The sequence below is a fragment of the Rhizobium sp. NLR16a genome, assembly GCF_017948245.1.
Classification (GTDB): Bacteria; Pseudomonadota; Alphaproteobacteria; order Rhizobiales; family Rhizobiaceae; genus Rhizobium.
Map to the genome: position 1 here is coordinate 2427342 of NZ_CP072865.1, position 20828 is coordinate 2448169.

15 protein-coding genes are annotated in these 20828 nt (G+C 61.8%); 7 read left to right on the forward strand and 8 right to left on the reverse strand.

Features of this window, described 5'->3' with window-relative positions:
* Positions 1 to 114: 114 nt before the first annotated feature.
* On the reverse strand, positions 115 to 1905 hold the full coding sequence (aspS, locus tag J7U39_RS11915) for an aspartate--tRNA ligase (RefSeq protein ID WP_210628377.1): 1791 nt from the start codon (positions 1903 to 1905) through the stop codon (positions 115 to 117).
* 255 nt (positions 1906 to 2160) lie between these two features.
* Here aspS and J7U39_RS11920 point away from each other — a divergent pair, with 255 nt between their 5' ends.
* The 4 genes from J7U39_RS11920 (at position 2161) to J7U39_RS11935 (ending at position 7432) form a co-directional block, all read left to right on the forward strand.
* Positions 2161 to 3552: a multicopper oxidase family protein gene (locus J7U39_RS11920; protein ID WP_210628378.1), complete on the forward strand. Its 1392-nt coding sequence runs from the start codon at positions 2161 to 2163 to the stop codon at positions 3550 to 3552.
* 131 nt (positions 3553 to 3683) lie between these two features.
* Positions 3684 to 4829 carry a ribonuclease D gene (gene rnd, locus J7U39_RS11925; RefSeq protein ID WP_210628379.1) on the forward strand — a complete coding sequence of 382 codons (1146 nt, stop codon included), beginning with the start codon at positions 3684 to 3686 and terminating at the stop codon, positions 4827 to 4829.
* A 77-nt stretch (positions 4830 to 4906) separates the two neighbouring features.
* The gene (locus J7U39_RS11930; RefSeq protein ID WP_210628380.1) at positions 4907 to 5968 is read left to right on the forward strand and encodes an adenylate/guanylate cyclase domain-containing protein; all 1062 of its coding nucleotides are present in this window, start codon (positions 4907 to 4909) and stop codon (positions 5966 to 5968) included.
* A 105-nt stretch (positions 5969 to 6073) separates the two neighbouring features.
* On the forward strand, positions 6074 to 7432 hold the full coding sequence (locus tag J7U39_RS11935) for an esterase-like activity of phytase family protein (protein WP_210628381.1): 1359 nt from the start codon (positions 6074 to 6076) through the stop codon (positions 7430 to 7432).
* Positions 7433 to 7585: 153 nt separating this feature from the next.
* On the opposite strand, the gene ppx is transcribed toward J7U39_RS11935, so the two are convergent.
* From ppx to J7U39_RS11955, 4 genes are all read right to left on the reverse strand, one after another.
* Complete coding sequence (gene ppx, locus J7U39_RS11940) at positions 7586 to 9106, reverse strand: exopolyphosphatase (RefSeq protein ID WP_210628382.1); 1521 nt, start codon at positions 9104 to 9106, stop codon at positions 7586 to 7588.
* Positions 9107 to 9117: 11 nt separating this feature from the next.
* Positions 9118 to 11322, reverse strand: a complete 2205-nt coding sequence (locus tag J7U39_RS11945) for an RNA degradosome polyphosphate kinase (RefSeq protein ID WP_210628383.1) — start codon at positions 11320 to 11322, stop codon at positions 9118 to 9120.
* Between the two features lie 65 nt (positions 11323 to 11387).
* Positions 11388 to 12101 (reverse strand): DnaA regulatory inactivator HdaA, encoded by a 714-nt coding sequence (gene hdaA / locus J7U39_RS11950; protein ID WP_210628384.1) that lies wholly within the window; start codon positions 12099 to 12101, stop codon positions 11388 to 11390.
* Positions 12094 to 13218: an AI-2E family transporter gene (locus J7U39_RS11955; protein WP_210631656.1), complete on the reverse strand. Its 1125-nt coding sequence runs from the start codon at positions 13216 to 13218 to the stop codon at positions 12094 to 12096. The genes hdaA and J7U39_RS11955 overlap by 8 nt, the downstream gene beginning before the upstream one ends.
* 244 nt (positions 13219 to 13462) lie before the next feature.
* On the opposite strand from J7U39_RS11955, the gene purM reads away from it, so the two are divergent.
* Together purM and purN are read left to right on the forward strand one after the other, a co-directional pair.
* Positions 13463 to 14536 (forward strand): phosphoribosylformylglycinamidine cyclo-ligase, encoded by a 1074-nt coding sequence (gene purM, locus J7U39_RS11960; RefSeq protein WP_210628385.1) that lies wholly within the window; start codon positions 13463 to 13465, stop codon positions 14534 to 14536.
* On the forward strand, positions 14533 to 15204 hold the full coding sequence (purN, locus tag J7U39_RS11965) for a phosphoribosylglycinamide formyltransferase (RefSeq protein WP_210628386.1): 672 nt from the start codon (positions 14533 to 14535) through the stop codon (positions 15202 to 15204). Before purM ends, purN begins: the two co-directional genes overlap by 4 nt.
* Before the next feature lie 619 nt (positions 15205 to 15823).
* Here the strand turns inward: purN and J7U39_RS11970 are convergent.
* The 3 genes from J7U39_RS11970 to J7U39_RS11980 all read right to left on the reverse strand — a co-directional run bounded on the left by J7U39_RS11970 (position 15824) and on the right by J7U39_RS11980 (position 19931).
* Complete coding sequence (locus J7U39_RS11970; RefSeq protein WP_210628387.1) at positions 15824 to 16993, reverse strand: alpha-D-ribose 1-methylphosphonate 5-triphosphate diphosphatase; 1170 nt, start codon at positions 16991 to 16993, stop codon at positions 15824 to 15826.
* A 146-nt stretch (positions 16994 to 17139) separates the two neighbouring features.
* Entirely contained in the window at positions 17140 to 17730 is a 591-nt protein-coding gene (locus tag J7U39_RS11975) for an NUDIX domain-containing protein (RefSeq protein WP_210628388.1), read from the reverse strand.
* Positions 17727 to 19931 carry a molybdopterin oxidoreductase family protein gene (locus J7U39_RS11980; RefSeq protein WP_210628389.1) on the reverse strand — a complete coding sequence of 735 codons (2205 nt, stop codon included), beginning with the start codon at positions 19929 to 19931 and terminating at the stop codon, positions 17727 to 17729. Before J7U39_RS11980 ends, J7U39_RS11975 begins: the two co-directional genes overlap by 4 nt.
* A gap of 16 nt (positions 19932 to 19947) precedes the next feature.
* Between J7U39_RS11980 and J7U39_RS11985 the strand changes: the two genes are divergently transcribed.
* A complete protein-coding gene (locus J7U39_RS11985) occupies positions 19948 to 20817 on the forward strand; it encodes a 23S rRNA (adenine(2030)-N(6))-methyltransferase RlmJ (RefSeq protein WP_210628390.1) in 870 nt (289 codons plus the stop codon).
* Positions 20818 to 20828 lie beyond the last annotated feature (11 nt).

Here is a 20828-nt window from a genome sequence, read left to right on the forward strand (position 1 = left end):
GGGCCCGACAGTTCCGCTGCCGGGTCCTTTCTTGTTTCAAATCAAACGATCCGCGCAGACAAAAAGCCCGGCGTTTGCGGCCGCCGGGCTTTTCTGTTCGACGCTGAGCCGAACTCAGTCCTTCTTGACCGGCGGGATCGGCCGGATCGAAAGCTCGCGCAGCTGCGTCGGGGTTGCCGGGGTCGGCGCGCCCATCAGCAGGTCCTGGGCCTGCTGGTTCATCGGGAACAGCGAGATCTCACGCAGGTTCTTGGCGCCGACGAGCAGCATAACGATTCGGTCGATGCCGAAGGCGGCGCCGCCATGCGGAGGCGCGCCGTACTGGAAGGCGCGGTAGAGGCCGCCGAAGCGGTCCTCGACGTCCTGCTGGCTGAGACCGACCTTCTCGAAGGCGGCGACCATGGTTTCCGGCGACTGGTTGCGGATCGAACCCGAGGCGATCTCGAAGCCGTTGCAGACGGCGTCGTACTGGAAGGCCTTGATCGTCAGGGGATCCTGGTTCCTGAGCGCATCGAGGCCACCCTGCGGCATCGAGAACGGGTTGTGGGCGAAATCGACCTTCTTTTCCTCGTCGTTCCATTCGAAGAATGGGAAGTCGACGATCCAGCAGAGCTCGAAGCGGTCGCGGTCGACGAGGTTGAGTTCTTCGCCGGCCTTGGTGCGGGCCTCACCCGCAAACTTGTAGAATTTTTCCGGCTCTCCGGCGACGAAGAAGCACGCGTCGCCGTCACCAAGACCAAGTTGGGTCCGGATCGCATCGGTGCGCTCCTCGCCGATGTTCTTGGCAAGTGGTCCGGCGCCTTCGAGCTTCTCGCCTTCCTTGCGCCAGAAGATGTAGCCGAGGCCCGGCTGGCCCTGGCTCTGCGCCCAGGCGTTCATGCGGTCACAGAAAGCACGCGAGCCGCCTGTCTTGGCCGGGATCGCCCAGACCTGGACCTTCGGGTTGGAGGCGATCATGCCGGCGAAGACTTTAAAGCCCGAGCCGGCGAAATGTTCGGTCACCGCTTCCATGACGATCGGGTTGCGCAGATCGGGCTTGTCGGAGCCGTATTTGCGGATCGCCTCGTCATAGGGGATGCGCGGCCATTCCTTGGTGACCGGCTTGCCTTCGGCAAACTCTTCGAACACCTTGGTCATCAGCGGACCCATGGTGTCCCAGACGTCTTCCTGGGTGACGAAGCTCATTTCGAGGTCGAGCTGGTAGAATTCGCCAGGCAAGCGGTCGGCGCGCGGGTCTTCGTCACGGAAGCACGGCGCGATCTGGAAGTAACGGTCGAAACCTGCGACCATGAGCAGTTGCTTGTACTGCTGCGGCGCCTGCGGCAGAGCGTAGAAGGTGCCGGGATGAATACGGCTCGGCACGAGGAAGTCGCGCGCGCCTTCGGGCGAGGAGGCTGTGAGGATCGGCGTGGTATATTCGGTAAAGCCCGCGCCGCCCATTTCACGGCGCATGGCCGAAATCACCTGGGTGCGCTTGACGATGTTTTTGTGCAGGGTTTCGCGGCGAAGATCGAGGAAGCGATACTTGAGGCGAACGTCTTCCGGATAATCAGGCTCACCGAAGACCGGCAGCGGCAATTCCTTGGCGGCGGAGAGCACTTCGATCTCCTGCGCGTAGAGCTCGATCTCGCCGGTCGCCATGTTCTTGTTGACGGTCTCTTCGGTACGGGCTTTGACGAGGCCGTCGATGCGGATGACCCATTCGCCACGCACGGTTTCCGCCGTCTTGAAGGCAGGGCTATCCGGGTCGGCGACGACCTGGGTGATGCCGTAATGGTCGCGAAGGTCGATGAAGAGAACGCCGCCATGGTCGCGAACGCGATGGACCCAGCCGGCGATGCGGACGGTCGAGCCGACATCCGTCTTGCGGAGGGCGGCACATGTGTGGCTGCGGTAGCGATGCATAATCTCAAATCCTGGCATGTGGCTGAAGACGGCAGCAGGGGTTCGAAGACCCTCCCGCGCCGACAAGAAAATCGGGCGGAAAAGCGCATGGACGCTCCGATTTGTCAAGGCTTGGCGCGCCCCGCCCCTGGGTTTGACATGCGTTTATGGCGAGGCTGCGACCCACAGGCTGCGGCAGTTTGGCCGCGTTTCCCGTATTGATGAAGATGCGGCTCAACTTTAAAAGGATCGGCATTCCCATCCTGGAGCCGCCGCATGCCTCTGCTGACCCGCCGCAACCTTCTGAAGGCATCCGCCGTCGCGGGCGCATATGGCGCAGGCATGGCCATTGCGGGCAAATTCGGACTGGCCGAGGCGGCGTCGGAACCGCAGCTGCTGACGGCTGTGAAAACCGAGGCCATCCTGACCGAGGCCGGTCCGACTCAGGATGTCATGAGCTGGGGCCATGACGGCATGCCGCCGGTTCTGAGAATGACCAAGGGGCGGCCCTACGCGGCAAGGCTGAAGAACGGACTCGATGAGCCGACGACGATCCATTGGCACGGGCTTCGTATCGACAACCGCATGGATGGCGTGCCCTTCGTGACGCAGCCCTATATCTATACCGGCGACAGCTTCGACTATGCCTTCACGCCGCCCGATGCCGGCACCTTCTGGTACCATCCGCATTGCAACACGCTGACGCAGATGGGACATGGCATGACCGGCATGCTCGTCGTCGAGGATCCGGCTGATCCGGAATTCGATGCCGAGGTGTTGCTCAATCTGCGCGACTGGCGTCTCGGAGGCGACGGGCAGTTCATCGCGCCCTTCCGGCCGCGCGACGCTGCCAAGAGCGGCACCTACGGCACGGTGCGCACGGCCAACTGGCGCCAGGAGCCGCAATATGACGCCCCGGCCGGCGGGTTGGCGCGGCTGCGCATTGCCATCACCGACGTGACGCGCATCTTCTTGCTGAAGATGGCGGGCGCAGATGCGACCGTCATCGCAATCGACGGCAATCCGGTGCCGAAACGCTTCCCCCTCGACCTCCTGCAGATCGGGCCGGGCCAGCGGCTCGATCTTGTGGTGCGCATGCCGGACGATGAAGGCGCCGTCGCGACACTGGAAGACATTCGCGGCACGGCGCCGAAGACGATCGCCAGCCTGCGTGCGGTCGGGGCATCGCTGAAGCGCGACATCGGCGATCTCGGGCCTCTTGGCCATAATCCTGTTCCGAAGGCCGATCTTTCCGTTGCCGAACAGATCCCGCTGGTGTTGAGCGCCACTGCGGAAAATGCCGCCGTGGAAAGCATCTGCGGCACGCTCGGCTACAGCTTCTGGGCGATCAACAAGGTGCCGTGGCCCGGAGACACGCCCGATCCGACGGCGCCGCTGGCGGAACTGAAGCTCGGCAGAAGCTATGTCTTCAACCTCGAGAACACCACGCCGCACGCGCATCCGATCCATCTGCACGGGATGAGTTTTACGGTGATCTCCTCCTCGGCGCGGGAGGCGATGCCGCTGGTGTCCGACACCTACCTCGTCCAGCCGGACGAGAAAGTGCAATTGGCTTTTGTCGCCGACAATCCCGGCGACTGGGTGTTGCATTGCCACATCATCGAGCATCAGAAGACGGGAATGACCAGCTATATCAGAGTGAGCTGAAGCATTCCCTGTGCCTCAGTTTGGACGTGATTCTTCTTCAGCAATGCTTGAAGCGTATGCTGTTGTATTGACATATCGAAGCGAAAGGAGAAGGAAGGTTCAACCAACCTTTTCCTTGCGAATGAAATGATATGATCGAAACCACCGCCGATTTGGCGGCCGCCTGCAAAGAGCTGGCCAAGTCCGACTTCATCACCATCGACACCGAATTCCTGCGTGAGACGACGTTCTGGCCGGAGCTCTGCCTGATCCAGATGGCAAGCCCGACATTGGAAGTACTCGTCGACCCGCTGGCGAAGGGCATCGATCTCGCTCCCTTCTTCGAGCTGATGGCGGACACCAAGGTGTTGAAAGTCTTTCACGCGGCGCGTCAGGACATCGAAATCATCTTCAATCGCGGCAATCTCATTCCGCATCCGATCTTCGACACGCAGGTCGCCGCCATGGTCTGCGGTTTCGGCGACAGCGTCTCCTATGACCAGCTGGTCAGCCGCATCAAGAACGTCCATATCGACAAGTCGTCGCGCTTCACCGACTGGAGCCGCCGGCCGCTCTCCGAAAAGCAGCTGGAATATGCGCTGGCCGACGTCACCCATCTGCGCGACGTCTACCTGTCGCTGAAGGCGGAACTCGATCGCGAAGGCCGCACGTCGTGGCTGCGCGAGGAAATGGACATTCTCGAGGCGCGCGAGACCTACGACATGCATCCCGACGACGCCTGGCAGCGTCTGAAGATGCGCCTGCGCAAGCCGCAGGAGCTGGCAATCCTGAAATACGTCGCCGCCTGGCGTGAGCGCGAGGCGCGGGCCCGCAACGTGCCGCGTTCGCGAGTTTTGAAGGACGATGCGATCTATGAGATCGCCCAGCAGCAACCCAGGGATTCCGAAGCGCTCGGCCGCCTGCGCACCATTCCGAAGGGCTGGGAGCGTTCGGCCGCCGGGACGGCAGTCGTCGAAGCGGTCAATGCGGCGCTCGCCCTTCCGAAAGCCGAGATGCCGCATGTGCCACGTCAGGCACAGGCCCCGGAGGGCGCAGCTGCCGCCGTCGAACTCTTAAAGGTGCTGCTGAAGCTGATCTCGGAAAAACATGGGGTGGCGCCGAAGGTGATCGCCAACAGCGAGGATCTCGACAAGATTGCCGCCGATGGCGAGAAGGCCGATGTCGCTGCCCTGCACGGCTGGCGGCGCGATCTTTTCGGCGAGCCGGCGCTGCAGCTGATCCAGGGCCAGATCGGATTGCGATTCGCCGGCCGGAAGGTTGAAACGGTCGCACTCTGACACCAAATCGAATTCGCTCAACGCCTTTTTCCCAACCGAAAACAATGGCGGAGACACTGCGAAGCGAAGGGCGCGGCATGCGGGAAATTTCTCCGACGCAGAACTGGATCCTGATCGTCATCGTTCTCGCGGCGAGCGGCGTCGTCTATGATTCGATGTTCTATTCGGAGCAGACGCCGGTCGTCGGGGCGATCTTCGCGCTGTTCATCGGCATGCCGATCATTGCCTTCGAGCGCAAGGTGCTGTTCCGCGGACTCTACAGACGCATCCAGAAGCTACCGACCTTCGCCTTCATCATAACCGAACTGGCGATCTACGAAATTCTGATGAGCATTGGCTTTGCCTGCGCCGGGCTGCTGCTTCGCTCGGTCGGCGTGCTGAAGCCGACGTCGCTCCTCGATCTCGTCATCATGCCGTTCGACGTCTTCCTTTATGCACTTGTCGTCTGCTTGGCGCTGATCTTCATCCTGCGCGTGCGCGAACTGCTCGGCCGCGAAGTATTCACCAGCATGCTCATCAGCCGCTATCGCAATCCGGTCAAGGAAGAGCGGGTCTTCCTGTTTATCGATCTCGTCGATTCGACGGCTTTTGCCGAAAAACACGGCGACCTCAGGGCGCAGCAGCTGCTGAGCTCGCTGTTTGCGACTTTCGCCGAGCCGGTCAGACGCCACAAGGGCATGATCAACGACTATGTCGGCGATGCGGCGATCATTACCTGGCCGCTGGCCCGCGGCGTCAAGGATGCGCGCTGCGTTCGCTGCATCTTCGATATCCTCGCCGATATCGAAGCCAATGCCGCCGGCTGGCGGAAAAATTACGGCCAGGTGCCGAAGCTTCACGTTGCACTTCATGGCGGCGAGATCATCACGGCGGAAGTCGGCGTCGACCACCACAAGATCAGCTATTTTGGCGATACGGTGAATACGACCGCCCGGCTGGAGACGCTCTGCCGCAGCCTGAACCGGCAGGTGCTGATCTCCGCGGAGCTGGCCCGGCGCATGACCTTTCCCGATGACATTTCCTGCGAGGATCTCGGGATCCATGCCGTCAAGGGACGCGGCCAGGCACTCGGCGTCATGGCGCTGTCCTCGCGTGCGGTGACCGTTCTGAACACGCCCGCAGTCGTTCTGCACGGCTGAGCAAGTCCATTTATCACCCGTCACCAAAGCTTCACCCAACCGTCAATTCGCTGACACGGAAGCCCTGTTAAGCGGAAGCCATTCGCATCCGTCCATGGGGATATTATGAAGAACGTCCTTTTTGCTTCCGTATCGCTTTTCATCCTGATTGCCGGCCCCGTTTCGGCCGACCAGCAGCAGTTCCCGGCCAAGCTCACCGGCCAGGCGATCCTGCCAGCCAATACCATGGTTCCGGCTCCGGCCGACGCCCCCGAATTTCTCAAGCATTCCGGCAAGTTCACGACGCCGGACCGCAAGCGCAGCGAAGCTCTCGGCGCCGTTCCAGGCAAGGACGGCGCGCGCGTGACCGACCTCAAGCTTCCGTTCGACGGCCAGCCGATCCAAGGTTTCTCAGGCATCAAGACGATGGCTGACGGGACCTTCTGGACGCTCTCCGACAACGGCTTCGGTTCGAAAGCCAACTCTTCCGACTCCATGCTGTTCCTGCATCAGATGAAGTTCGACTGGACTGCCAACAAGGCTGAGGTCGTCAAGAACCTCTTCCTCTCCGATCCAAACAAGATCGCCCCGTTCCCGCTCGTGCTCGAAGGCACGGAAAAGCGTTACCTTACCGGCGCCGACTTCGACATCGAATCGATCCAGCCGGATGCCGACGGCTTCTGGCTGGGCGACGAGTTCGGTCCCTATCTCCTCAAGGTCGATACCGAAGGTCGCCTGACGGACGTGATCCCGACGATGCTCGACGGCAAGCCGGTGCTTTCGCCCGACAACCCGCTGATCCAGCTGCCTGGCAATCCGGCCGCCAAGATGCCGGTCTTCAACCTGAAGCGCTCCGGCGGCTTCGAAGGCCTTGCCATGTCGAAGGACGGATCCAAGCTCTACGGCCTGCTCGAAGGCGCCATCTACGAGGATGACGGCACGATGGAAACGGCTGACGGCCATACGGCCATCCGCGTCATAGAATTCGACGCTGGCTCCAAGAAGTGGACAGGCCGCAGCTGGCTTTATCCATTCGAAGACAAGGGTGTATCGATCGGGGATTTCAACATGCTCGACGACTCCACCGCTCTCGTCATCGAGCGCGACAGCGGCGCCGGCACCAGCGACAAGGCCTGCTCCGACCCGAAGCAGCCGAAGCCGGATTGCTTCGAAGCTCCGGCGGTGCTGAAGCGCGTCTACAAGATCGAATTCAACGACGCTAACCTCGGCAAGGCCGTCCGCAAGATCGGTTACATCGATCTCCTTGATATTCAGGACCCCGACAACAAGAAGCAGGCCGGCAGCAAGGATGGCGTCTATGACATGCCGTTCGTCACCATCGAAAACGTCGACCGCGTCGACGCCACCCACATCATCATCGGCAATGACAACAACCTGCCCTTCTCGGCCGGCCGCGCTGTCGACAAGGCCGACAATAACGAGTTCAGCCTGCTCGAGGTTGGCGAGTTTTTGAACGCGAAGTGAGCAGAAAACCCTGAGGACATCCGGAGGGTGGTGCGGTCAGCGCCGCCCTTTTGCGTATGGCACTACTTCGACCTCCCTCATTCCTGTGCTCGTCACAGGAATGAGGGAGGTCGAACGGTCCGCGCGGAAGGAGCCCGCGGAAAGAATGCCTCTCTACTCGAACCGAAACGCCAGCCTCTTGTTCGTCAACCGCGACAGCTGCTGCAGGCGGCCGTCCAGGCGCTCGCCGGCGAAATCGCGGTATTCCGGCGGCACGACGAATTCGAGGTCGAAGTCCGGATTCGACGATTTGCGGAAGGTCAGGTGCTTGACGATGCCGGGCATGGAGGCCGAGAAGAGATAGACGACGCGCAGCATGCCGCCGAGCAGTTTGGCGCGGTCGATGAACTGAGGGGTGGCGATCTGCGCCAGCGGACCGGTGGCGCCGTCGTCGTGCAGGCCCTCGAAACGGTAATAATTGGTGAGCGCGATGAAGGCGCGGCCGGGATGGCTGATGCCGACGAAGGAGGAGTGGGCGATGACGTTCAGTGCCTGCAGGCCACGATAATCAGGATGGGCGCGCCAGCTGATATCGGCAAGCAGGCAGGCGGCCTGACGATAGCGGCTTTCCTCTTCGGTTTCCTGGACGCCGAACAAGGGCATCATGCGGCCGGTCCATTCCGCCAGTTCGCGGGCATGCTCGGGCGAACGGGCACGCAGGATCGCTAGTTCGCCAGCGGCAGCCAACAACGGATCGGCGCGGCGCTCGGCCTCAGACAGCAGCGAATAGAGATAACCCTCGCGCACGCCCTGTGCCGAGAAGGAGATCACCGACGGCTTCATGACGCTCAAGACTTCCTTCATGGCGATGGCGCCGAAAGGCAGCAGCGAACGGCGATGCTTCGAGACGGCCTGGAGGGCCGGTTCCTTGGAATCGCGCGCGGTCACCACCTGATCGAGGAACAGCATCATCGCTTCGAGGGATACCTCATAGCCCTGCATCATATGCAGCGGATAATGGGTGATCTCCATGTGCAGCTTGGCGATATTTCGCCAGGTGCCGCCGACGGCATAGAAGGTGCGCCCCTCGCCTTTCGCCAGGAGTTTTGCCGTCTTCACCTGCTTGCGGGCAAAAGTTCGCGCCTTGGAGAGCGACCCGCCGGCATATTCCGACAGGCGCAGACCGCCGAGCGGCAGCGTAATGCCCTTGCCGACCTCCTTGCCCTTGATGTCGATCAGTTCAAGAGAACCACCGCCGAGGTCGCCGGCAATGCCGTCAGGATTGAAGAAGCCACTGATGATGCCGAGCGAGGCGAAACGAGCCTCCTCCTCACCTGAAAGCACCCGGACGTGGCGCTGCAGGATCGTCTCCGCCTGATGGATGAAGTCGGGGCCGTTGCTCGCCTCGCGGGCGGCGGCCGTCGCCAGCACATACATGGTAGCGGCCCGCGCCTGATCGGACAGGGCCTTGAAACGGTGGAGCGCTGCCAGAGCCCGGGCGACGCTCTCTTCATCCATCTTGCCGGTGATGGCTATGCCCTTGCCGAGGCCGCAGAGGACCTTTTCGTTGAAGAGGATCGTAGGCGAACGGGACAGGCCTTCGTAGACGACAAGACGAATGGAATTCGATCCGATGTCGACGACGGAGACCGGGGCGATCCCTGGAAGGCGCCCCTGGGCTTCAGATTCAACCATATGGTCCAGTTTTACTTGTTGTTGCGGCCTTCGAGCAGGCCGGCGATCAGTTTCGGCGCGCTTGATTTCAGAGCTTCACCACGGCCTGACAGGCTCGGATTGGTCATGAAATACTGCTGCGCATTGAACGGCTCCTCGCCCCTGCGCACTTCCATGCGCCGCGACGTACCGTCGGGCAATATCTCGTAGCTTTGTTGATTGTCAATCACGTTGCCGAGCATAATCTGTGACAAGACCTGCTCATGAACAGTCGGATTCGTCAGCGGAACCATGGTCTCGACGCGGCGGTCGAGATTTCTCGGCATCATGTCGGCAGAACCGATGTAGACCAGCGCCTTGTCCGACGGCAGGCCATAGCCGTTGCCGAAGCAGAAGATGCGGCTGTGTTCGAGGAAGCGGCCGACGATTGATTTGACGCGGATCTTCTCCGAGAGACCGGGCAGCTGCGGACGCAGGCAGCAGATGCCGCGCACGACGAGATCGATTTCGACGCCGGCATGGCTGGCGCGATAGAGCGCATCGATGATGTCGGGGTCGACAAGCGAGTTCATCTTCATCCAGATCGCCGCCGGCGCGCCGTTCCTGGCATGGTGAATCTCTTCCTCGATGTGACGCAGGATGCGCGAGCGCAACGTATAGGGCGAGACGGCGAGCTGCATGCCCTCTTCAGGTTCGCCATAGCCGGTGATGAAGTTGAAGATATTCGCCATGTCGTGGGCAATGACGGGATTGCAGGTGAAATAGGAGAGATCCGTATAGATCTTGGCGGTGATCGGGTGGTAGTTGCCGGTTCCCAAGTGACAATAGGTCCTGAGCTTCCCTTCCTCGCGGCGGACGATCATCGACATCTTGGCGTGGGTCTTGAGCTCGATGAAGCCGAAGACGACCTGCACGCCGGCGCGCTCGAGATCGCGCGCCCAGCGGATATTCGCCTCTTCGTCGAAGCGGGCCTTGAGCTCCACCAGCGCCGTCACCGACTTGCCGGCCTCGGCGGCGTCGACCAGAGCGCGGACGATCGGGCTGTCGTTCGAGGTGCGGTAAAGCGTCTGCTTTATCGCCAGAACGTCAGGATCGCGCGCAGCCTGGAGAAGGAACTGGACCACCACGTCGAAGGATTCATAAGGGTGATGGACGACCATGTCCTTCTCGCGGATCGCGGCGAAGCAGTCGCCGGCATGTTCGCGGACACGCTCGGGAAATCGCGCATTGTAGGGCTGAAACCTGAGATCGTCGCGCGGCGCCTTGGTGATCTCCGACAGAGTGTTCAGCGCCAGGAGCCCCGGCAGAACGGCGACGCGATTTTCGGGGATGCTGAGCGCCTGCACGACGAACTGACGCAGCGAGGCCGGCATTTCCGAATCGGTCTCGATGCGGATGACCTTGCCGCGACGGCGGCGCTTGAGTGCCGTTTCGAAGAAGCGCACGAGATCCTCGGCCTCTTCCTCTACTTCGATATCACTGTCGCGGATGACGCGGAACGTACCGGAGCCCTGCACCTCGTAACCCGGGTAGAGCCTATGGATGAAGATGTTCGCGACGTCTTCCAGCGTGATGTAGCGGATCGTGTTTCCATCGTCGGGCAGCCGGACGAAGCGGTCGAGCGCCGGCGGCAGGCGCAGCAGCGCCGTCATCGGCTCGCGGCCGTTCTTGCTGACGAGCTGCAGGCCGATCGAGAAGCCAAGATTGGGGATGAAGGGGAACGGATGGGCCGGATCGATGGACAGCGGCGTCAGCACCGGGAAGATCGCCTGTTCGAATTCGGAGGCGAGCCACTGGCGGTCTGCATCGCTCAAGGCGCCCGGGCGCACGATCAGAATGTCTTCCTTGGCGAGGTACTGCTGCAGCACAGCGAGCGAAGCCTGCTGCTCCATCTGCAGATGGTCGATCTCCTGCAGGATCGAATCGAGCTGTTCGGCCGGTGTCTTGCCGTCGGGGCTGCGGATAGCGATGTTCTGGCGCACCTGGCCCTCGAGGCCGGCGACGCGCACCATGAAGAACTCGTCGAGGTTGGCCGCCGAGATCGACAGGAAGCGGACGCGCTCGAGCAGCGGATGTTCGGTATTCAGCGTCTCTTCCAGGACACGGCGGTTGAACTGCAGCCAGGAGAATTCGCGGTTGATGAAGCGCTCGGGGCTTGCCAGCAACTCGTCCAGCGGGGGGATATTGTCGTTGGTTTCCGGAGTGAGTTCCTGATGTTCTGCGACTGCGCTGTCCATGGTCGGCTTACCCCGTTTTCAATCGCGATGGCAATTATATCAGTTTCACGACGGAACTGTGACAGTCAATCGGCCGGCTCCGAATTTCCCAATTCATTCAATACTTCAGCGGCAAGAGTGCGGGTGATTTTCGTGCCCCGCGACAGGGCCAGCCGGTCGAGCCGTTCGACGATTGTCTGGGCCGCGTTCAGCGACCGCTCCATCCGGTTGACGATATAGAGCACGAGTTTGTCATCTATATAAAGCTGCCGGTCGGCGAAGAGCTTGACGATCACCTGCGACAACAGGGCTTCATCCGGCTCGCCGATCTCGACGACGGTGGCGGCCTTGAGGCGAGAGCGCAGATCCGGCAGCAGAACCGGCCACGACATCGGCCAGAGACGGCTTGTCATCAGCAGGCTGGTGCCGTTTTCGCGCACGCTGTTGATGACATGGAAGAGCGTGTTGTCGTCGAAGCCGAGACGATCGGCATCCTCGAACAGGACAGGGCCGTTCGCCGCCCTGACCGCGGCATTGGAACCGGCCTTGGGGTGAATGATCTCCGCTCCGCTGTGTTCTCTCCAGATGCCGGCCAAGTGCGATTTTCCCGAGCCGACCGGGCCGGCAAGGATAACGACCGGCGACGCCCATGCGGGCCACGCATCGACGATCGAGACGGCGGCGGCGAGACGCTCCGAGATCAGGAGATCGTCGCGCCCGCTTGCGGCATCATGCGAAAACACCAGCGGCAGCTGCTCTTCGGCCTTGCGCTTCGGATCAGCGTTCTTCACGTCATTCATTGGGTACTGATTTCGTCTTCCGGGCGTGGCCGTCTGCTGACCCGCCAAAATAAAGATCGCTCTGAAGGTAACGCGAAAGCGCGAAGCGGACAAGGACGCCGACGGCGGCGGCAGCCGGCACGGCGACCAGAAGCCCGACGAAGCCGAAGAGCGCGCCGAAGGCAAACAGTGCAAACATCAGCCAGACCGGATGCAGGCCGACGCTGGAGCCGACGAGCTTCGGCTGCAGGATGTTGCCTTCGAAAAACTGGCCGCTGAAGAAAACCACGAGCACAAGTCCGATCCAGGGATAATCCGGCCAGAACTGCACGATTGCCACGCCAACGGCAAGAACGAGGCCGACCAGCGAGCCGACATAGGGAATGAAACTGATCATGCCGGCGAAGAGGCCGATCAGCAGGCCGAAGTTCAGCCCGACGAGGGAAAGGCCGGCGGCATAATAGATGCCGAGGATAAGGCAGAGGGAGCCCTGACCGCGGATGAAGCCGGCGATCGCCTGATCGATCTCGCTGGCGATCTGGCGGACATCGCTGACGTAATCGCGCGGGATCCACTGGTCGACCTTGGCGACCATGCGGTCCCAATCGAGCAGGATATAGAAAGCGACGACGGGAGTGACGACGAGCAGCGAGATGACGTCGACAATCGCCTTGCCGGAATTCCAGATCTGCGCGAAGAGTCCCGTCAGGAACCCCATGCCTTCGGAGAGGATGCCGGAGAAATTATCCTTGATCGTGCCGACTTGGCTCCTGATCCACGGCGGCAGCAGCGAATGCTGCGACTGGGCGATGAATTTCTGCAGCTGGCTGATATAACTCGGCAAGCGCTCGGCGAAATCGTTGAACTGGCTGATCAGCACGGGAATGAGGATCATCAGCGCCAGCGCAAAGACGATGACAAAGGCGATCAGAATGCCGACCGTCGCCATCAAGCGGCTGAGGCCCAGGCGCTCCAGCCGGTCGGCGACGGGATCGAGGAAATAGGCGATCGCCATGCCGGCGATGAACGGCAAGAGGATCGAGCTGAAGACATAGAGAAAGGCGATGAAGAAGACGAGCACGGCCAGCCAGAAGAAGATCTGGCGCTTCAGACTGTTGCCGCTGACATGCTGTGGCATTGCTTCCCCGTTTCGCTCGCCGCCGCCGAACGCCGCCTCTTGTCCGACGCGGCCATTCAGCACATAGGATGCAGGCGCAAAGATGGTCAACCCTGTCACGCCAAATCCCGGAAAGGCCGATTAAAGACACGGGAAATTGGAGGCTTTTGCCATGCGACGCTTGCATAAAGGCCCCTGTCATGCAATTGCGACCGGCAGATGACGCGGCGCGTCTGCCGCCTGGAAATAGCCATCGGAGACCAGCATGAGCCAGTCTGGAAAAAACGGCCTGACCTATAGCGATGCGGGCGTCGACATCGATGCCGGCAACCTCCTCGTCGAGAAGATCAAGCCGGCAGTGCGCTCGACGCGTCGGCCGGGCGCTGACGGCGAGATCGGCGGCTTCGGCGGGCTCTTCGATCTCAAGGCGGCGGGCTTTACCGATCCGGTTCTCGTCGCCGCCAATGACGGCGTCGGCACCAAGCTGAAGATCGCGATCGACGCCGATTACCACGACACCGTCGGCATCGACCTCGTCGCCATGTGCGTCAACGACCTCGTGGTCCAGGGCGCCGAGCCACTGTTCTTCCTCGATTATTTCGCAACCGGCAAGCTCGATCCCGACCAGGGTGCGGCGATCGTCGGCGGCATTGCCGCCGGCTGCCGCGAGGCAGGCTGCGCGCTGATCGGCGGCGAGACGGCCGAAATGCCTGGCATGTATTCCTCCGGCGACTATGATCTCGCCGGTTTTGCGGTCGGTGCGGCCGAACGCGGCAAGCTGCTGCCGTCAGGCGATATTGCCGAGGGCGACGTGATCCTCGGCCTTGCCTCCTCCGGCGTTCATTCCAACGGCTTTTCGCTTGTGCGCAAGATCGTCGAACTGTCCGGCCTCGGCTGGGACGCGCCGGCGCCGTTCGCCGAAGGCAAGAAGCTCGGCGAAGCGCTGCTCGAGCCGACCCGCATCTATGTAAAGCCGCTCCTGAAAGCGATCCGCGAGACGGGTGCATTGAAGGCGCTCGCCCACATCACCGGCGGCGGCTTCCCCGAGAATATTCCGCGCGTGCTGCCGAAGCATCTGGCGGCCGAGATCGATCTTGCCGCCGTCAAGGTACCGCCGGTCTTCTCGTGGCTCGCCAAATCTGGCGGCGTCGAGGCCAAGGAAATGCTGCGCACCTTCAACTGCGGCATCGGCATGATCGTCGTCGTCGCCGAAGAGGATGTCGCGGCGGTTTCCGCAGCGCTCGAAGCCGAAGGCGAAAAGGTTATCACGCTCGGCCGGATGATTGCGCGCGACGAACGCGCTGCCGGCACGGTCTACAAGGGCACGCTTGCCATATGAGCATGAAGCGCAAACGCGTCGTCGTCTTCATATCAGGCAGTGGCTCCAACATGATGGCGCTGGTTGCGGCGGCCAAGGCCACCGACTACCCTGCCGAGATCGTCGGCGTGATCTCGGACAAGGCGGATGCCGGTGGACTTGCCAAGGCGGCGGCCGAAGGCATCGCCACCTTCGCCTTCCCCCGCAAGGACTACGCCAGCAAGGAAGCGCACGAGGCGGCGATCTTTTCCGCGCTCGACACGCTCTCCCCCGATATCCTTTGCCTCGCAGGCTACATGCGGCTGCTGACGGCGACCTTCATCCAGCGTTATGAAGGCCGGATGCTCAACATCCACCCTTCCCTGCTGCCGCTGTTTCCAGGGCTGCACACGCATCAGCGCGCCATCGACGCCGGCATGCGCATCGCAGGCTGCACGGTGCATTTTGTCACCGAAGGCATGGATGAGGGACCGACGATCGGCCAGGCCGCCGTTCCGGTTTTTTCCGCCGACACCGCCGAAAGCCTGGCCGCACGGGTGCTGACCGTCGAGCATCAGATCTATCCGAGGGCGCTGCGGCTCTTTGCCGAGGGGCGTGTGGCGATGGAGGGCGGCAAGGCCGTTGGCTTCGAGGCTTCAACGGCGGCGCCTAAGGCCCAGCTGATTTCGCTGATCGGCGACTGCGGTTAGATATCGGTATTGCTGGTTCTCCCCCCGAACCATCGCTTGGTCAGCAGAACCATATTTCCAATGATGACGTAGGACGACAAAAACAACATCGGAAGGTGGATCGCAACCGAGCCGTAACTTCCCCTCTCGCACAGCGTCACTGTCGATGATTGACTTAGAACAATCCTGGCTCCACCCCACATGGTAGCAAATGGATAGCTAAAAAATATGAGACATATTGTAATAAAGATAAATATACCTCTGTCATGGACACAGCAGAAAATTACCGAAATAAATGAGATAATCAGAAGAGCCAAACTGGGATATTTGTATACCAAGACAATGGCCTTCAACAAAGAAGCAACCGACTTTTCGCATTCTATATACTCTCCACCTACATAGACATACGAAATTCCGTATTGGTTATCGTAGTAAATCGATATGATGAATACAGATATCGTCCCAATTCCACTCAAAACGAGCGGCAGGAGCCCCCATTCCTTGTGTAGCAACCGTGGCTCAGATGACATCTTGATTCCCCATCCTTGCCAGTCTTGTTCCGGAGAAATGTGATAGTTGGGCACCGCCGATGAGAAAGCTCGCCTCGGAGGTATCTCTTCATCGACGTTCAAACCTGCAGCTAAGCCGCCAGCGCCCGCAATGGATGCAGGGTGCCGTCGCTATACACGAACTGGCCGGCGCGGAAGGTGGCGCGGATGCGGTTGATCTCGCCCCGCTCGACGACGACCAGATCGGCGCGCTGACCGATGGCGATTTCGCCGCGATCGGAGAGTCCTGCGGAGCGGGCCGCGTTGCCGGTCGCCATGGCGACGGCGGCCGGCAGGCCGCCTTCCACCGTGTCGGCGAGCTTGAAGATGCCGGGTACGAAGGCGGCCGGGTGATAATCGGCGGCGATGACGCCGAGCAGGCCGGCCCTGGCGGCATCGAGCGCGCTGAGATTGCCCGACATCGACTGGCCGCGCAGCGCGTTCGGCGCGCCCATCAGCGTCCAGAGGCCGCGGCGGCGCGCTTCTTCGGCCGCGGGTGCGGTGACCGGAAACTCGCTGATGGTGACGCCGAGATCGTGCATTTCTGCGACCTTCTCGACGCTGTCGTCGTCATGCGAGGCGAGCGACAGCTTGTGCTTCAGCGACAGCGCGACGATCTCCCGCAGCTGGGCCTCGATGTCAGGATTGCTGCGCATGGCGATGCGCTTGGCGACGATCTCAGCGGCCATCTCCTCGGAGATGGCGCGGCGCTCGGAAATGCTGAGGATATAGCTCTGCAGGTTGTTGTACTGGCCCTGGCCCGGCGTGTGGTCCGTCAGCGAAACCATGTCGATCTGGTGGGCATTCAGCAGGCGCTCGAGCGCAGGTGCTGCGCCGACATTGGTGATTTCATAGCGGGCGTGAACGCGGTGGTCGATCAGCAGATCGTTACGCAGACGGTTGATGCCCTCGATCACCGCCGAAGTCGTCTCCAGCGAGCGGACATGGCCGTAGACGCTTTCGGTGGCGAAGGAGACCGCGGCAAAGGCGGTGGTCACACCGGCAGCGGCAAGTTTCTTGTCGAGCTCGTGGATGCCGAAATCGATCGGCATCGTCGCGTTCGGCCGCGGCGCGATCTCGCGCTCGATCATGTCGCCGTGCAGGTCGACGAAGCCCGGCATCAGCAGCCGCCCGCCGCCATCGATCGCAGCCCCGGCAACCGGCTCCGGCCGGATTTCGGCGATGGCGCCGTCCTCAACACGCACGGAACCTTCGCTCACCACCTCGTCTGGGAGAACGAGGGTGAAATTGCTGAGCCACATGGGCTTTCTCCTGACTGCATCCGATGATCGACAAACCGCAGCGGATAGAACCGCTTCGTGACAAACGTATGAATTTTCGAGCGCTGGCGGCTCAATGCCGGAGCCATCATGGGCAATCGAAAGATCACCCCTGACGGCTCGCCCCATTATCTGATCCTATCCCGGTTCAACGCGGCCCATTGCAAAAGCATGATCGTCTTGGCGTCGAAAATCTCGCCGGTCTCTATCATCCGGGCGGCTTCGTCGAGAGGAATTTCCAGAACCTCGATGTCCTCATGCTCCTCGTCCAGCCCGCCGCCTTCGGCCACGCGGTCGGCGGTGTCGATCAGGGCTGCGAAGACGTGGACGACTTCGCTGATTGCGCCCGGCGACATGTAGCATTTGAATAGGAAGCGCGCCTCACGCAGGCGATAGCCGGTCTCCTCCATCGCCTCACGGCGGATCGCCTGTTCGGGATGGTCATCGTCGAGCAGGCCGGCCGGCACTTCGATCACCCAGGCGGGGTCGCCGTTGAGATGCACGGCAAGACGGAACTGACGGACAAGGACGACGAGATCGCGTTTCGGATCATAAAGTAGAATGCAGGCGGCCGGCGTGCGGTGGTAGACCTCCCGCTTCAACCGCTGGGTCGCGCCGTTACGGTCGATATAGTCGAGCAGATAGCTGGCGAGCCGCGTCCACCCATTCGACAGCGTTTCCTCGCTGACAATCCTTACCCGTGATTTCGGCTGCATCATGCTGCGTCCTTGCGAAGCCAGACCTTGTTGTCGTGAACGGCCGCTCCGCCATAGGGCGCGACCGGGTCGGCGCCCGTCAGGACGTTGATGCCCTCGCCGTCGACATGCGCCTTGTTCGGCCAGAGGCCCTCGGCGATCAGCACGCCCGGCTTCACCTCGGTGGTGATACGGGCATGGATGCGGAGATCACCGCGGCTGTTGCCGATGCGGATGAGATCGCCATGGGCGACACCGTTGGCTTCGGCATCGACAGGATTGATCATCACCTCGGGACGGCCTTCTTTCTGACGAGACGTCTTGGTCTCCGAAAAGCTCGAATTCAGGAAGTTGCGCGCCGGCGACGTGGCGAGACGGAAGGGATGCTCTGGATCGGCAACTTCGATGATATCGACCTGATCGGGGAAGGCCGGCAGTTCGGCATGCGGCCCGAGCGCGCCGATTGCGGCCGGCGGCTTGTTCGGCGCCGGCTGGTTGATCCAGTCGGGGCGGAAATGGAACCTGCCGTCCGGATGGGCAAAGCCGTTCAGGAAATGGGCGTCCTCGAAAGCCGGCTGGCGATCGAACCATTTGTGTTCGAGGAAATGGTCGTAGTCCGGCAGGTCGCTCGATTGGAGGATGCGGTCGATCATCTCGCGGGCGGTAAGGCCGAAACCGGGGCGATCGGCGACGCCGAGGCGGCTTGCCAGCTCCTCGATCACGAAGAGATTGGTGCGCACGGTCGGTGGCGGCTCGACCAGCTTCGGTCCCAGCAGAATATGGTTCTGGCCGCCGGCTCGATAGATATCGTCATGCTCGACGAACATGGTCGCCGGGATGACGATATCGGCGACCTCGGCCGTTTCGGTGATGAACTGCTCGTGGACGGCGACGAAGAGATCGTCGCGGGCGAACCCGCGCCTGACGAGGCGCTGCTCGGGAGCAATGTTGGCGGGATTGGTGTTCTGGATCAGCATCGCCGTCACCGGGCCGCGATGGCGTAGCGCCACCGGATCGCCGGTCAGCACGCGGCCGATCTGCGACTGATCGAGCATGCGGATATCGCCGTCCTTCATCGACCGGCCGGTCAGTTCCGCATTGTTCATGCGGAAGATATCGCTGTTCGAATGGAAGGCGCCACCGCCCTCATATTGCCAGGAGCCGAGAACGGTGGCGACCGAGGCGGCCGCATGCATGGCGACCGCGCCGTTGCGCTGGCGGGTGAAACCGTAGCCGAGGCGGAAGAAGGTCTTCTTCGTCATGCCGACGAGGCGGGCAAAGGCCTCGATCTCCTCGACCGACAGGCCGGTGATGGCAGCGGCCCATTGGGGCGTCTTCGTCTTCAGATGCGCTTCCAGACCTTCGGGATCGTCGGCATATCTCGCCATGTAGTCACGATCGGCATAGCCGTCGCGGAAGGCGATGTGCATTGTGGCGCAGGCGAGCGCGGCATCAGTGCCCGGCTTGACGATCAGAGCCATATCGGCCTGCTTCATAGTCGGGTTGTCGTAGATATCGATGACGACGATTTTGGCGCCGCGCTCCTTGCGCGACCTGATGGCATGGGTCATCACGTTGACCTGGGTCGAGACGGCATTGGTGCCCCAAATGACGACGCAATCGGTGCGGCCCATCTCGCGCGGATCAGGCCCGCGGAGCACGCCGGTCGCCATGGTGAAGCCGGTCCAGGCCGGGTTGGTGCAGATCGACGAGAAAAAGCCGGAATAGCGCTTGGCGTGACGCAGGCGATCGATCGAATCGCGCTGCACCCAGCCCATGGTGCCGGCATAGAAATAGGGCCAGACCGCCTCGCTGCCGTCCCTCGCCTCGGCCTTCACGAAGGCTTCGGCGATTTCATCCAGCGCATCGTCCCAGGAAATCTGCTGCCACTGCCCTGCCCCCTTGGGGCCAGCGCGGCGCAAGGGGTGCATCAGCCGGTCGGGATGGTAGAGTCGCTCGGCATACCGGGCGACCTTGGCGCAGATGACGCCCGAGGTGTAGGAATGGTCGCCGGCGCCGCGCACGCGGCCAATGCGGCCGTCCTCCGATATCTCAACCTCCAGCGCGCAAGTGGAGGGACAGTCGTGCGGACAGGCCGTGTGGCCGATCTTGCTGCCCAGCTTCGGGGATTTGGCGTTGATGGGGGTCGTAATGTTCATGGCATTTGTATATGCCAAGGCCTGCATGGCCAAAAGCCAGAAAAACTCCCCATGATACGAATTCATACGGGCATCAGCGAAAATGAACTACCGCCATATCTACCACGCGGGCAATTTTGCCGATGTGTTGAAACATGCCGTGCTGGCGCGGCTGATCCGCTACATGCAGAAGAAGGAAGGCGCCTTCCGCGTGCTCGACACGCATGCCGGCATCGGCCTCTACGACCTCTCCTCCGAGGAAGCGCAGAAAACCGGCGAGTGGCAGGCTGGCATCGGCAAATTAATCGTGGCCGAACTCGGGCCTCAGGTCTCCGAGCTGCTGGAGCCCTACCTCTCGGCCATCCGCGAACTCAATCCCGAGGATGGCATCCGCTTCTATCCGGGCTCGCCGAAACTTGCGCGCATGCTGTTCCGGCCGCAGGACCGGCTGTCGGCGATGGAGCTGCATCCCGAGGATTACGCCCGCCTGCACCGGCTATTCGAGGGCGATCACCATGCCCGCATCACCGAACTCGACGGCTGGCTGGCGCTCGGCGCGCATCTGCCGCCGAAGGAGAAACGCGGCATTGTGCTCATCGATCCGCCCTTCGAGGAAGAGGACGAATATCAGCGCCTCGCCGCCGGGCTGGAAAAGGCCTATCGCCGCTTTCCCGGCGGCACCTATTGCCTTTGGTACCCGTTGAAGAAGGGCGCGCCGATCAAGGAATTCCACGAGACTCTGCAGGCGCTCGACATCCCGAAGATGCTTTGCGCCGAACTCAGCGTGCGCAGCGACCGCGGCATTACCGGACTGACCGGCTCCGGCCTCGTCATCGTCAATCCGCCCTTTACCTTGAAGGATGAGCTGCACCAGATGCTGCCGGCGCTGAAGGACCATCTGGCGCAGGACCGTTTCGCCTCGCACCGCGCCTTCTGGTTGCGCGGTGAGAACAAGATGGTCAAGGCCGATTGACCGGGCAACCG